This is a genomic window from Kibdelosporangium phytohabitans (assembly GCF_001302585.1).
GTDB classification, from domain to species: domain Bacteria; phylum Actinomycetota; class Actinomycetes; order Mycobacteriales; family Pseudonocardiaceae; genus Kibdelosporangium; species Kibdelosporangium phytohabitans.
In genome coordinates, this window is record NZ_CP012752.1 from 7,056,314 (window position 1) to 7,069,323 (window position 13,010).

The window sequence follows — 13,010 nt, forward strand, 5'->3', positions numbered from 1 at the left end:
GCCCGGCACCGCCCGGCCCAGGCTGGTGCCATGGAATTCGAAACGACTGCCACCGCCGACGCCCCGGTCCACCAGCTGTTCCCCGGCATCCGGTTGCGTCCGCTGTGGAAAGGCGCGAACGGCGCGTCGGCGAACGTGGTGGAGATCGACGCGGGCGCGTGCTGGGAGGGCAAGGACGTGCACGAGCCCGGCCCGGAAGAGGTCTACGTGGTCAGTGGCGTGTTCAACGACGGCTTCAACGACTTCCCGGCTGGGTCGTTCATCCACGCGCCCGCCGGTTCGTGGCACGTCCCGCAGAGCAAAACGGGCTGCGTGCTGTTCGTGTTCTACCCGGAAGGCTAGGACTGGTACCGGTCGAGCAGCCAACGGCCCAGCACCCGCAGCCGCCCGGTCAGCTCGACCGGTTCGATCACGTCCATGTCCACGTTGAGATACGCCAGCCACCGGGCCGCCCAGTCGAGGTCGTCCGTGCCGAACCGCAGCTCACATTCGTAGTCGTCGTCGATCACGGTGGCCACACTCGGGTCCACCATCTCGCGGACAAGATCTCCTGACGTGTACACGCGCACGCGGACACGGTGCCGCCATGGCCCGTGAGCGAGCGCGTCCGACACGAACGCGGCGGCATCGGACGGCGGCTCAGGCGCTGGGAACCGTGTGCCGAGCGGTTGGACGTCCTCGACACGGTCAAGCGCGTAGACCTTCCACTCCGCGGCCCCACGCGGACACGCCACGAGATACCAGCCCCGCCGCACACTGACCAGACGGTGTGGTTGCACGTCCACAGGCCGTGCCTCCATCTTCCCGCCGCGCCGGTGCCGGATCCGTACGGCCTCATCCGCGCGGCACGCCAGCGCCACGGGAATCAACACCTCCTGATCGGTACTGCGCTGCGCGGGCCACTGTGACGCCTGCACGTCGGCGAGCGCGTCCAGCCGCCGGTGCCAACGTGACGGCACGACCTGGCCGAGCTTGGCCATCGCCGTGACCGCGGCGGCTTCGAGGCCACCGACCGCGGTCGTCGTGCGCAGGCCGAGGGCGACGGCCGCAACCTCGTCCGCGTCGAGCAGCAACGGCGGCATGGCGTGGCCGGGCGCGAGCCGGTAGCCGCCGGTCCGGCCGGCCTCGCCCTCGATGTGGTAGCCGAGTTCGCGCAGCTGGGCGATGTCACGGCGGGCGGTGCGCTCGGTCACACCGAGGCGTTCGGCGAGCCGGGTGGCCGAGATCCCCGGGTGGGCCTGTAGCAGGGAGAGTGTCTCGATGCGGCGGTTGGTCGTGCTCACGGAAACCATCATCCGCCATAAACCCGGACAGTATCCGTCCTAGTTGGGTTCCATACTCATTCCCATGACCGAGATTTCACTGCTCCGCCCCGAGGGCCTCGTCCAGTCCCCCGCGTTCACCCACGTCGCCATCGTCCCGCCCGGCGCGACGACCATCTACATCGGCGGCCAGAACGCGGTGGACAGCGCGGGCAAGCTCATCGGCGGGGACGACATCGCCGCGCAGACCGCCCGGGTGATGGAGAACCTGCGCACCGCGCTCGCGGCTGCGGGCGCCACCGTGCACAACCTGGTGTCGGTCACGATCCTGCTGGCCGAGGGCGCCGACCTGAACGCGGCCTACCCCGTCGCCGCGGCCGGTCTGGAAGGCGCGACACCCCTGGTCACCGCGGCCCGCGTGGCGAGCCTCGCCGTGCCGGGCGCACTGCTTGAGGTCGGCGCTGTCGCGGCGGTGCTAGCGTGAGCGGCATGCGACAGTCCCAGGTCGGGTTGACCAAGGACGTGGGCTGGCAGATCGGCGTGTCGAAGACCGTCGGCCACCCGGCCGCGACCGTGTGGAACTTCATCACCTCACCCGAGGGCATCGCGATCTGGCTCGGCGAGGGCGTGACCGTGCTGTCGGACCTCGGCGCCGGTTACGAGACCAAGGACGGCGTACGCGGCGAGACCCGCAGCTTCCACAACCACGGCCGCCTCCGCCTGACCTGGCAGCCCAAGGACTGGAAGCACGAGACCACGTTGCAGCTGACCGTCACACCATCCGGTGAGGGGCGGGCGCGGCTCGGCGTCCATCAGGAACGTCTGGCCGACGCTGCCGAGCGGGAACAGCAACGGCGTCACTGGCAGGGTGTCGTCGCTGCCGTTGTCGAGGCGCTGTCCGGAAACGACGTCAGGTGACCTGGACGGCGACGATGCACGTGTCGTCGTCCGTGTCGGCGCTGCTGTAGCGCACCAGGTAATCGAGGCGCTCCTCCAGAGCGCCGGTCGTGGTGGCCGCCAGCTCGCGCAGTTCCTCCAGGGCGCCGTCGAGGTTGCGGTCACGGCGTTCGATCAGGCCGTCGGTGTAGAGCATCAGCATGTCCGACGGCGACAGTTCCAGTTCTTCCTCCGTGTACTGGGCTTCCGCGACCACACCGAGCATGGTGCCGCGGGGCAGCGGCAGGAGGCTGGCGGAGCCCTCGCGCACCAGCAGCGGCGGGAGGTGCCCGGCGCGGGCCCAGCGCAAGGTCCGGGTCTCCGGGTCGTAGACGCCGCAGATCGCGGTGGCCATCACGCTGTCGGTCAGGTGGTGCGCCACCAGGTTCAGCCAGCCCAGCAGCTTCGCCGGGCCCGCGCCGGTCGTGGCCAGACCGCGCAACGCGTTGCGGAGCACCACCATCCCCGTCGCGGCCTCGATCCCGTGACCGGCGATGTCCCCGACGGACAGCAGGATCTTCTTCGACGGCAGCACAATCGCGTCGTACCAGTCGCCGCCGACCAGCGCGCCGCTCTCGGCGGGCAGGTAGCGCACAGCGATGCTCAAGCCGAAGGTGTCGATGGGATCGGGCCGGGACGGCATGATCGCGCGCTGCAACTGCAACGCGAGCCGATCCCGCTCGGCGGCGTGCTGCTCGGTCTGCGCCAACTGGTCACGCGTCACCGCGAGAGCGACCTCGGTCCAGTGCTGGGCCGAGATGTCCTGGTACGCGCCGCGCACCTGCAACAGCTGGTTGTCGCCGTCCAGCACGGGTTCGGCGATGACGCGCACGTGGCGGGCGACGCCGTCGGGACGTTGCAGCCGGAAGGCGGTGGAGGCCGAACGGTGGTGACGCAGGACGGTACGGAGGAACCGGCTGATCGCCGGGCCGTCGTCGGGGTGCGCCTGGGTCGCCAGTTGCTTCAACGGCACCGGCGGCGCCCCCGGCGGCAGGCCGTACAGGTCGAACAGCTGGCTGTTCCAGCCGACCTCACCGGTGAGCACGTTCTCGTCGAACCCACCGATCCGGCCAAGGCGCTGCGCGTGCTGCAACAGGCTGGTCAACCGCGTTGTCTCGTCCTGCAACCGCCAGATCATCAGCACCGCGTTGCCCGACCGGCTCAGGCTCACGTCCGCGGTGACCGTCACGGGGACGTCGGCGACCAGTGTGGTGATCGGCATGTCCTCGGCGCGGAACGGCTCACCGGTGGCGTGGACGCGCTCGATCTTCTCGAACAGGCCGCCCTCGTCCGCGGCCATCGGGTACGACTCGAGCACGGTCGTGCCGTCGACCAGGCCACGGGGCCGCCCGGCCGGGTCGACGAACCGCTGGTTCGCGTGGTGGATCCGGAAATCCACCGCCCTGCCCTGTTCCACCCGCGGCACCAGCACGAGCGCCGGGTCGAGGATCCCGTCGGCGAGGTCGGCCAGCCGGGCCACGTCCTCGGCCAGCCTGCCGATCACGCCTTCGTGCAGCGTGTGCGCGCACAGCTCGGCCAGCGCCTCGATCTGGCGGCGGACCGCGACCGGTTGCGGCTCAAGGGGGTGCGCCCAGCCGATCTCCAGAATCCCGGTGATCATCCCGCTGATCACGGCAGGCGCGGCCACCCGGCCACCGGACACCGCCCCGATCGACGGCAGCTCGGCGCGGGCCAGGTCGTCCAGCCACACCGTGCGCCGCTCGGCCAGCGCCAGCCGCGCGGGCGTGGCCACACCGGGCGGCACGTAACGCCACCGGCTGGCTTCCTGCGGGGAGAAACCGGCGAATCCCGCCAGCGCCAGCGACGTGTCCGAGTCCACCGCCCACACGGCCACCGCGGACGCGCCGAGCGGGACGAGCGCCTGCTCCAGCAGCGACTGCGCGACCGCCTGCACGTCACCGGCCGCGGCGAGCACCCCGCTCTCCGCCTTGCGCAGCCGCACGTTGTCCACTGTGGAGGACGCGGTCTCCGCGATCCGGTCGGCGGCCGTGTCGTTGACGATGTCCGCCGCCAGCTCCAGCACCGTGACACCGGACTGCTCGGCGAGCGCCTCGAGCTGCTCGGCCGCCTGCACGGGCCCGCACCGCAGCCGTTCCACGAGAATGCCCTTGGCCAGCTCGATCAGGGCGCGACCGTCGGCTGTCGCGTGCGCCTGTTTGACTTCGTCGCGCAGCCGCTCGACGGTCGCGGCCAGCCTGCGCACCGGCTCGCTCACGCGCCCAGCCAGCGTTGGATGCGTGCGATCAGGTGGTCGGCGTCGACCGGTTTGGTGACGTAGTCGTTGGCGCCCGACGCCAGGCTCTTCTCCTGGTCGCCCGGCATCGCCTTGGCTGTCACCGCGATGATCGGCAGCTCGGTGTACTGCGGCATCGCCCGGATCGCCGAGGTGGCCGTGTAGCCGTCCATCTCCGGCATCATCACGTCCATCAGGATCAGGTCGATCTCCGGGTGCGCCGTCAGCGTCTCGATGCCTGTCCGCCCGTTCTCCGCGTGCAGGACCTGGATCCCGTGCAGCTCGAGCATGCTGGTGAGGGCGTAGACGTTGCGCGCGTCGTCGTCGACCACGAGCACGGTCCGCCCGGCGACCCGGTCGTCGTAGGTGCGTGGCGTGGACTTCGCGGCACTGTCCACGCGCACCAGCGGCAGCTTCTCCGCGGTCAGGTGCAGCACGATCCGCTCACGCAGTTCGTCCAGGCTGGCCAGCAGCTCCGTCCGGTTCTGCAGCGCGGCGTCCTGCTGTGCGTCCAGCCTGCGGTTGTTGTGCGCGAGGACCGGCACGTCACGCAGCGCGGGATCGCGCTCCAGCGCGTCGAGCAACGTCCACGCCGCGCCGTCCGGCATGTCGACTTCGAGCACGATGCAGTGCGACGCGGTCTCCGCCAGCGCCGCCGCTGCTTCCTCCGCCGTGGTCACGGTGACCATCTCGACGGAATCACGGTCATCGGGGTCCGGACTGACCGGGAGATCCGCGATGGCGCTCTCGGCGACCAGCGACAACAACCCGCGCGGGTGGCTCTCGATCACCAGCAACCGCCGTTGACGCTGAGACGACGCCGGTGGTTCCTCGTCGGTCACCGCGGCGGGCTGCTCGACCGGTTGCGTGCCGGAGAGTTCTTCGAAGTCCGGCCGTGCCACCGGCAGGTAGAGCGTGAACGCGCTGCCCTGGCCCGGCGTGCTGCGCACGGCGATCGCGCCGCCGAGCAGGTAGGCGATCTCCCGGCTGATCGACAGGCCGAGCCCGGTGCCGCCGTACTTGCGGCTCGTGGTCCCGTCGGCCTGCTGGAACGCGCCGAAGATGGATTCCAGCTGCTGTTCGGGGATCCCGATGCCGGTGTCCAGCACGCACAGCGCGACCGCCGGTCCGTGCCTGCGGACCGACGCGGGCAGCTCGGCCGCCTCGGCGGGTTCGATGCGCAGCTCGACGCTGCCGGACTCGGTGAACTTCACCGCGTTCGACAACAGGTTGCGCAGGACCTGCCGCAGCCGCGAGTCGTCGGTGAGCACCTCGGTGGGCACGCCGGTGGCCGTCGTGATCCGGAAGTCCAGGTTCTTCTGCGTGGTCAACGGGCGGAACGTGGCCTCGACGTAGTCCAGCAGCTGGCGCAGCGACACGCGTTCCGGGCTGACGTCCATCTTACCTGCCTCCACCTTGGACAGGTCGAGGATGTCGTTGATCAGCTGCAGCAGGTCGGAACCGGCCGAGTGGATGATGCTGGCGTACTCGACCTGCTTGGGCGTGAGGTTGCGGCTGGCGTTCTGGGTCAGCAGCTGGGCGAGGATCAGCAGGCTGTTGAGCGGGGTGCGCAGCTCGTGGCTCATGTTGGCCAGGAACTCCGACTTGTACTTCGACGCGAGCGACAGCTGTTGCGCGCGGGTCTCCAGTTCCTGGCGGGCCTGCTCGATCTCCAGGTTCTTGGTCTCGATGTCCCGGTTCTGGGTGGCCAGCAGCGCCGCCTTCTCCTCCAGCTCGGCGTTGGAGCGCTGCAGCTCCTCCTGGCGGACCTGGAGTTCCTCGGAGCGGGCCTGCAGCTCGGCGGTGAGCCGCTGCGACTCGCCGAGCAGCTCGTCGGTGCGGGAGTTGGCCACGATCGTGTTGACGTTGACGCCGACGGTTTCCATCAGCTGTTCGAGGAAGTCGCGGTGGATCTGGGTGTAGCGGCGCACCGACGCCAGTTCGATCACGCCGAGGATCTGGTCCTCCACCACGATCGGCAGCACGATCACGTTGGTCGGCCTGGTCTCGCCGAGCCCGGACGACACCGTGATGTAGTCCGGCGGCATGTCGTCGACCGCGATCGTCCGCCGGGTCCGCGCGGCCTGGCCGACCAGGCCCTGGCCGAGCCGGAACCGGGTGGCGCGGGTGTCGTCGGGGTGCCCGTACGAGCCGACCAGCCGCAGTTCCGCGTCGTCGTCGGCCAGGTAGAACGCGCCGTACTGGGCGGAGACCAGCGGCGTCAGCTCGTCCATCACCAGCTCCGCCACGACGGCGAGGTCACGGCGGCCCTGCATCAGCGCGGAGATCTTGGCCAGGTTCGACTTCAGCCAGTCCTGGTCCTGGTTGGCCCTGGTGGTCTCGCGCAGCGACTCCACCATCGAGTTGATGTTGTCCTTGAGCTCGGCGACCTCGCCGGACGCCTCGACCGTGATCGAGCGGGTCAGGTCGCCCTCGGCGACCGCGCTCGTGACACCGGCGATGGCGCGCACCTGCTGGGTGAGGTTGCCGGCGAGGTCGTTGACGTTCTCGGTGAGCCGCTTCCACGTCCCGGACACGCCTTCGACCTCGGCCTGGCCGCCGAGCCTGCCTTCGCTGCCGACCTCGCGGGCCACACGTGTGACCTCCGCGGCGAACGCGGACAGCGTGTCGACCATCGTGTTGATCGTGGTCTTGAGCTCGAGGATCTCGCCGCGGGCGTCCACGTCGATCTTGCGGGTCAGGTCGCCGAGCGCGACGGCGGTGGTGACCTGGGCGATGTTGCGGACCTGGTTGGTCAGGTTGTTCGCCATGAAGTTGACGTTGTCGGTCAGGTCCTTCCACGTGCCCGCCACGTTCGGCACGCGGGCCTGGCCGCCGAGGATGCCCTCGGTGCCGACCTCGCGGGCGACACGCGTGACCTCGTCGGCGAACGCCGACAGCGTGTCCACCATCGTGTTGATCACGCCGGCGAGCGCGGCGACCTCGCCCTTGGCCTCGACGGTGATCTTCTGCGACAGGTCACCGCGGGCCACGGCCGTGGCGACCTGGGCGATCGACCGCACCTGGCCGGTCAGGTTGGACGCCATCACGTTGACGTTGTCGGTCAGGTCCTTCCACGTGCCCTCGGCACCGCGGACACCGGCCTGGCCGCCCAGGTTTCCTTCCGTGCCGACCTCGCGGGCGACACGCGTCACCTCGTCGGCGAATGAGGACAGCTGGTCGACCATCGTGTTGATGGTCTCCTTGAGCTCCTGGATCTCGCCGCGCGCGTCCACCCGGATCTTCTGCGACAGGTCACCGCGGGCGACCGCCGTGGTCACCTGGGCGATCGAGCGCACCTGCGCGGTCAGGTTGTCCGCCATGACGTTCACGGACTCGGTCAGCGCTTTCCAGGTCCCCGACACGCCTTTGACGTCCGCCTGGCCGCCGAGCCGGCCTTCGGTGCCGACCTCCCTGGCCACCCTGGTGACCTCGTCGGCGAAGGCGGACAACTGGTCGACCATCGTGTTGATGGTGTTCTTCAGCTCGAGGATCTCACCGCGCGCGGTCACGTTGATCTTCTGCGACAGGTCACCGCTCGCGACCGCGGTGGCGACCTGGGCGATCGAACGCACCTGCGCGGTCAGGTTGCCCGCCATGAAGTTCACCGAGTCGGTGAGGTCACGCCAGGTGCCGGACACGCCTTTCACGTCAGCCTGGCCGCCGAGGATGCCCTCGGTGCCCACTTCTCGCGCCATGCGCGTGACTTCGTCGGCGAACGAGGACAACTGGTCGACCATCGTGTTGATGGTGTTCTTCAGCTCGAGGATCTCACCGCGCGCGTCCACGTCGATCTTCTGCGACAGGTCGCCCTGCGCGACGGCTGTGGTGACCTGGGCGATGTTGCGGACCTGGTCGGTCAGGTTGCCTGCCATGAAGTTCACCGAGTCGGTCAGCTCACGCCACACACCACCGACGCCGGGTACCTGGGCCTGCCCGCCCAGACGGCCTTCGCTGCCCACTTCGCGCGCCACGCGGGTGACCTCGTCGGCGAACGACGAGAGCTGGTCGACCATCGTGTTGACGGTCTCCTTCAGCTCCAGGATCTCACCGCGCGCGTCCACGTCGATCTTCTGCGACAGGTCGCCGCGGGCGACCGCGGTGGCGACCTGCGCGATGTCACGGACCTGGGTGGTCAGGTTGCCCGCCATCGCGTTCACCGAGTCGGTGAGGTCCTCCCACGTCCCGGAGACGCCGGGGACCTGCGCCTGGCCGCCGAGGCGGCCCTCACTGCCGACCTCGCGTGCGACACGCGTGACCTCGGAGGTGAACAGGGAAAGCTGGTCGACCATGCCGTTGAAGACCGTGGCGATCTCGCCGAGCAGTCCGTTCTCCTCGTCCGGCAGCCGAATGCCGAAATCGCCGTCACGGACCGCTGTGAGACCGGCGAGCAGCTGTCTGAGGCCCGGCTCCCCGATCTCGCCACCGTCCGAGCGCGCCTTGTCCACGGAAACGCCACCCACGTCCAACCCCACACTGTCGTCGAGCAGCCCTGCAGGGCCGAGTCGTGTCCCGCCCTTGGCTAGACGGTGGTACGAGGGGAAACACTACAGGGACTGTGAACCAGGCCTCACAACCGATCGACATGGCATACGGGAAAAGGGGTACCCGGTTCGACCGAACGCGATACGAGAAAGGGTGTCCAGCTGTGAGTGACCCTGACTGGATTCGGGACAGAGCGGACTTCGTCGCTGACCGCGACACCTCGCCAGGCCCGCTGGCCGAGCAGTTCGCCCTGCTGACCACATCGCTGCTGACCACGAAGACAGCGGCGGGTGTGCTGCAGGAGTTGTCCATGGCGGCGGTCCGGTTCCTGCCAGGCGCCGACATGGTCAGCGTGACCCTGCGCGACGCCGACGGCAGGCTGCACACGCCTGTCGCCACCGACCAGCTCGCGGTCCGGCTGGATCACGTGCAGTACGACAACCGCCGCGGCCCGTGCGCGGACGCGGTCGATCCGGCGGGCCCGGCGTTCTCGCTGAGCAACGACCTGGCGTCGAACGACTTGTGGCCGGAGTTCGCCGCGGCGTCGGTGGACTTGGGATTCCACGCCGTGCTGTCGACCGCGTTGCCCCGCGATCCGCAGCCGCCTGAGCTGTCCGGCGCGCTCAACGTGTATTCGCGGAACAAGCAAGCTTTCAACGCCGCTGACCGCGATGTGATGCTGCTGCTGGCCACGCACGGGTCGCTGGCGTTGTCCACGTCCCGCGCGATCACGACCGCGCAGCTGCAGGCCGAGCACCTGCGCAAGGCCATCGACAGCCGTGACGTCATCGGCCAGGCCAAGGGAATCCTCATGCAGCGCAGGAAGATCACCGCCGACGCGGCGTTCGACGTGCTGCGGGAGACGTCGCAGTCGCTCAACGTCAAGCTTGCCGACCTGGCCAAGACGCTGGCTGACCGGCACACCGAACTGGACACCTAGTCGTCGTGCCGGTCGATGCCGGGCTCGTCGGGCGCGGACTCCTCCGGCTGGCTGGTGTGCACGTCCTCGGGTTTGACGTGTTCGTCGGCCTCGCTGCGCAGTGACCGGATGCCCGAGTTGAGCACGGCCAGCAGCGGGACGGCCAGCAACGCGCCGGTGATCCCGGCCGTGACGACACCCGCGGAGATCATCAGCACGACCGCCAGCGGATGCAGCCGCACCGCCCGGCCGAGCAGCAACGGCTGCAGCACGTGCCCTTCGAGTTGCTGCACGGCGATCACGACACCGAGCAGGATCAGCGCGGTCACCGGGCCGTTGGCCACCAAGGCGATCAGCACAGCCGCGCCACCTGCCACCACCGCACCGATGATCGGCACGAACGCGCCGAGGAAGACCAGCGCCGCGAGGGGGAACGCCAGCGGGACGTCGAGGATGAGCATCCCGATGCCGATCCCGACAGCGTCCACTGTGGCCACCGCGATGGTCGCGCGGACGTAGCTGACCAGCGCGGCGAGGCCGCGCCGCCCGGCCACGTCGATCCGGGTGCGGTGGCCGGTGGGCACGCCGCGCAGCAGGAAGGCCCAGATGCCGGGGCCGTCGTAGAGCAGGAAGATCAGCGAGAAGATGATCAGCAGCGTCTGGCCGAGGACCTCGCCGATGGTCAGCGCGGTGTTCAGCGCCCCGGTGGTCAGGTCGCTCTGGCTGCCCGCGACGGAGGTGACGATGTTGTCGAAGAACCGGCGCAGCTGGTCGTCGCGCAGGTGCAGCGGCCCGTTGGTCAGCCAGTCGGAGATGGTCTCGACGCTGCGGGAGAGCTGGGTGCGCAGTTCGGGCAGGCCGCTGACGAAGGTGGAGACCACGAACGTGAGCAGGCCGCCGAAGACCGCGAGGCCGCCGATGATGACCAGCGTGACCGCGAGGCCCCTCGGCACCCGGTGACGGACCAAAAAGGACACCGCGGGAGCGAGCAACGCGGCCAGCAGCAAGGCGATGGCGAGCGGGACGACCACGGGGGCGAGGAAGCCGACGACGTGGCCGAGGAGGTACAGCGCGGCCGCGACCGCCACTATCCGCCAGCTCACCGCCGCGACGACTCGAAGCGGTCTCGGCACGCTGTTCTGTTGGTCCGGCACCCGGCCCCACCTCCGCTGTGGGGCTGCCCGGCCGGAAGCAGGACTAAACCGACTCGTGCCTGCGCTTGTAGTAACGCGTCACACGTGCCCGGTTGCCGCACGACGGTTTGCACCACTCCTGCCGGGGGTGCTGCTTGACGAAGTAGCGGACGCAGCGCGGCGCCGGGCAGGCGCGCAGCTTGGTCCGCGCGTCGCTTGCCAGGAACTCGATCGCCGCCCGTGCCAGCGTGGCGAGCAGTTCGTCTCCCCCGGTGCTCTCGAACCGCACGACGGGTTCGCCGTCCTCGGGCCAGTCCAGCCGAGGGGCCCGCAGCACTGCCCCCGCGGCGGCGTTGACGTGGGCGAGCGCGTCTCGCGGGTCGAGCAGGCGGTCGCTGTCGGCCTTGCTGGGTTCCCCCGGTTTCACCGCGTACGCGAACAACGACCGGACAGCTCGGCGCAGTTCGATCACCTGCGCCCGGTCGCCTTCGGCGCCTCGGGTGTTGTCCCGGAGCCACTGCCGGAAGCCGTTCTCGGTGTCCAGGTCGTCCGCGACACCACCGTGCCCGTCGTGCCTGATGGTGGCGGCCAGCCGCAGTGCCAGGTCGGACATGGCCGCAAGTCTAATGGACTTTCCCACGCAACCCCGTGTGGACTACGGTGGGCTAATGAGCTTGGCGATGAACTCCATTAGGCAGTTGCTCCGCGGACTGCCCTCGCTGGCTCCCCCGTTGCCGGCCTTCGACGTGTCCCGGGCTTCGCCGACCCCCGCCGCGCAGTTCACGGACTGGTTGCACCACGCGATCGACGCGGGCGTGCGCGAGCCGCACGCGATGACGCTCTCGACCGTGGATCCCGACGGCGTGCCGGATGCCCGCGTCCTCATCCTGAAGGACCTCACGGACGACACCTGGTGGTTCGCCACGAGCTCGGCCAGCCCCAAGGGACGGCACCTCACAGCCACACCGAGGGCGGCGCTCACGTTCTACTGGCCCGAACTCGGCCGTCAGATCCGCGTTCGCGGCCCGGTGATCACCGCGGACCCGGCGACCAGCGCACAAGATTTCCGCGAACGAGGGGCGAGCGCCCGAGCCATGGCCGCGACCGGACGGCAGAGCACGCCGAAGACGGCCGCGCCCGTCCCCCGCGACGCCCCCACCGACTATCCAGAATGGACTGTGTACGGCGTGGCCGCCGGAGAAGCCGAGTTCTGGCAAGGCGATCCGGACCGCGACCACACCAGGCTGCGCTACACGGCGACCGGCGGAGGATGGGAGAAGACCCAGCTATGCCCGTGAGAATCCCCGAAGTGGCCGCCGGGCACGTCAGGCTGGCAACCCTGCTCACCGGCCTGACGGACGCCGCCGCACGGGCGGATTCGGCGTTGCCCGGCTGGTCGCGCGGGCACGTGCTGACCCACCTCGCCGAACTGGCCCGAGCCCTGACCAGGCAAGTGGAACACGCCCTCGACGGCAAGCTGGTCGACATGTACGACGGTGGCCAGGACGGTCGTGCCGCGGCGATCGCGAAAGGCGCGGGCCGCCCGGCGCGGGACTTGGCCGACGACGTCGTCCGATCCGCTCAGGAACTCGAGACCGCGTGGTCCGCGGTGGGCCCGGCGGACTGGCGACGTCCGGTGGCGTACCGCGACGGCGCGCTCGTGGACATCGTGCTGGCGCGGTGGCGGGAGGTGGAGATCCACTCGGCGGACCTGCTGCTCGGGCCGGTGACCTGGTCCGCGGAGTTCTCCGGCTACCTGATCGGGTTCCTGGCCACCCGCGTCCCGCCGGGGACGAGCCTCGTCCTGCCCGGCCGCGTGGTGGGCACGGGACGGCCGGTGCGGGTCACCGGTGAGCTCGCCGATGTCGCCGCGTGGCTGGCCGGGCGCTCGTACGCGGGAGACGTGTCGTGCGGCGAGGAGGTCCGGCTCGGCCCGTGGCCGTGATCCACCAGCCCGGTGGGACTTCTTTTTCGCTGTGCCTGCCCGATCTGTGCGCATAATTGGTCTGGACCTCGCGACG

The 13,010-nt window shown here is 69.8% G+C and carries 11 protein-coding genes; 6 read left to right on the forward strand and 5 right to left on the reverse strand.

The features are described 5' to 3' along the window. Window positions 1-30: 30 nt before the first annotated feature. Window positions 31-342 (forward strand): cupin domain-containing protein, encoded by a 312-nt coding sequence (locus AOZ06_RS31730; protein WP_054292752.1) that lies wholly within the window; start codon window positions 31-33, stop codon window positions 340-342. On the opposite strand, the gene AOZ06_RS31735 is transcribed toward AOZ06_RS31730, so the two are convergent. Then, on the reverse strand, window positions 339-1,283 hold the full coding sequence (locus tag AOZ06_RS31735) for a helix-turn-helix transcriptional regulator (RefSeq protein ID WP_054297060.1): 945 nt from the start codon (window positions 1,281-1,283) through the stop codon (window positions 339-341). The two genes, AOZ06_RS31730 and AOZ06_RS31735, sit on opposite strands and share 4 nt — an antisense overlap. Window positions 1,284-1,347: 64 nt before the next feature. Here AOZ06_RS31735 and AOZ06_RS31740 point away from each other — a divergent pair, with 64 nt between their 5' ends. Both AOZ06_RS31740 and AOZ06_RS31745 read left to right on the forward strand, forming a co-directional pair. Continuing rightward, window positions 1,348-1,746, forward strand: coding sequence for a RidA family protein (locus AOZ06_RS31740; RefSeq protein ID WP_054292753.1), 399 nt, complete (start codon window positions 1,348-1,350; stop codon window positions 1,744-1,746). Window positions 1,747-1,751: 5 nt separating this feature from the next. Beyond that, complete coding sequence (locus AOZ06_RS31745; protein ID WP_054297061.1) at window positions 1,752-2,180, forward strand: SRPBCC domain-containing protein; 429 nt, start codon at window positions 1,752-1,754, stop codon at window positions 2,178-2,180. On the opposite strand, the gene AOZ06_RS31750 is transcribed toward AOZ06_RS31745, so the two are convergent. Together AOZ06_RS31750 and AOZ06_RS31755 are read right to left on the reverse strand one after the other, a co-directional pair. Next, window positions 2,173-4,434 (reverse strand): SpoIIE family protein phosphatase, encoded by a 2,262-nt coding sequence (locus AOZ06_RS31750; protein WP_054292754.1) that lies wholly within the window; start codon window positions 4,432-4,434, stop codon window positions 2,173-2,175. The two genes, AOZ06_RS31745 and AOZ06_RS31750, sit on opposite strands and share 8 nt — an antisense overlap. Beyond that, window positions 4,431-8,900 carry a HAMP domain-containing protein gene (locus AOZ06_RS31755; RefSeq protein ID WP_236951806.1) on the reverse strand — a complete coding sequence of 1,490 codons (4,470 nt, stop codon included), beginning with the start codon at window positions 8,898-8,900 and terminating at the stop codon, window positions 4,431-4,433. Before AOZ06_RS31755 ends, AOZ06_RS31750 begins: the two co-directional genes overlap by 4 nt. Before the next feature lie 200 nt (window positions 8,901-9,100). Here AOZ06_RS31755 and AOZ06_RS31760 point away from each other — a divergent pair, with 200 nt between their 5' ends. Further along, the gene (locus AOZ06_RS31760) at window positions 9,101-9,877 is read left to right on the forward strand and encodes a GAF and ANTAR domain-containing protein (RefSeq protein ID WP_054292755.1); all 777 of its coding nucleotides are present in this window, start codon (window positions 9,101-9,103) and stop codon (window positions 9,875-9,877) included. Here the strand turns inward: AOZ06_RS31760 and AOZ06_RS31765 are convergent. Next, entirely contained in the window at window positions 9,874-11,010 is a 1,137-nt protein-coding gene (locus AOZ06_RS31765) for an AI-2E family transporter (protein WP_054292756.1), read from the reverse strand. The genes AOZ06_RS31760 and AOZ06_RS31765 overlap by 4 nt on opposite strands. Before the next feature lie 43 nt (window positions 11,011-11,053). Further along, window positions 11,054-11,602, reverse strand: coding sequence for a CGNR zinc finger domain-containing protein (locus AOZ06_RS31770; RefSeq protein ID WP_054292757.1), 549 nt, complete (start codon window positions 11,600-11,602; stop codon window positions 11,054-11,056). 67 nt (window positions 11,603-11,669) lie between these two features. On the opposite strand from AOZ06_RS31770, the gene AOZ06_RS31775 reads away from it, so the two are divergent. Both AOZ06_RS31775 and AOZ06_RS31780 read left to right on the forward strand, forming a co-directional pair. Beyond that, window positions 11,670-12,287, forward strand: coding sequence for a pyridoxine/pyridoxamine 5'-phosphate oxidase (locus AOZ06_RS31775; protein WP_083472774.1), 618 nt, complete (start codon window positions 11,670-11,672; stop codon window positions 12,285-12,287). Next, entirely contained in the window at window positions 12,278-12,934 is a 657-nt protein-coding gene (locus AOZ06_RS31780) for a maleylpyruvate isomerase family mycothiol-dependent enzyme (RefSeq protein ID WP_054292759.1), read from the forward strand. Before AOZ06_RS31775 ends, AOZ06_RS31780 begins: the two co-directional genes overlap by 10 nt. The last annotated feature ends 76 nt before the right edge of the window (window positions 12,935-13,010 follow it).